Annotated in this window: 1 protein-coding gene; it reads left to right on the top strand. The window is 70.8% G+C overall.

The genetic code is table 11. The features are described 5' to 3' along the window. Positions 1 to 7: 7 nt before the first annotated feature. The coding region (locus tag EHS43_RS45520) for a lytic transglycosylase domain-containing protein (RefSeq protein WP_148104382.1) at positions 8 to 691 on the top strand (684 nt) is incomplete at its 3' end.

Below are 691 nucleotides of genomic sequence, written 5' to 3'. Positions count from 1 at the left end.
CTCCACCATCTCCCCGGTCCAGTCCGAGGCGGGCATACCCGCGACCGTCCTCGACGCCTACAAGAAGGCGGCCGCCGAACTCCAGGAGTCCAAGCCGGGCTGCAACCTGCCCTGGCAGCTCCTCGCCGCCATCGGCCAGGTCGAGTCGGGCCAGGCCCGCGGCGGCCGGGTCGACGCGGACGGCACCACGACCTCCAAGATCCTCGGCCCCCAGCTCGACGGCAACGGCTTCGCGCTCATCAAGGACACCGACAACGGTGCCTACGACGGCAACAGCTCCTACGACTCGGCCGTCGGACCGATGCAGTTCATCCCGTCCACCTGGGCGTGGGCCGGCCGTGACGGCAACGGCGACGGGGTGAAGGACCCGAACAACATCTACGACGCCTCCCTCGCCGCCGGTCACTACCTGTGCCGCAACGGCTGGGACCTGTCGACCGACGGTGACCTGGACAAGGCCGTCCTCAGCTACAACCCCTCGCGGGCCTACCTCAACACGGTCCGCTCCTGGCTGGAGTACTTCCGCAAGGGCACCCACGAGATCCCCGACGGCACCGGCACCGTCCCGGACAACCGCAGCGACGGCAGCAGCGGCTCGACCACCTCGCCGTCCTCGCCCTCGACTCCGAGCGCGCCGCACACGCCGAAGCCGAGCACGCCCGGATCGCCGAGCACGCCCCCGCCGTCGACC

The sequence above is a fragment of the Streptomyces sp. RP5T genome (genome assembly GCF_003933965.1).
Classification (GTDB): domain Bacteria; phylum Actinomycetota; class Actinomycetes; order Streptomycetales; family Streptomycetaceae; genus Streptomyces.
The sequence above is the reverse complement of the archived record's forward strand: the minus strand, read 5'-3'. Positions and strand labels throughout refer to the sequence as shown.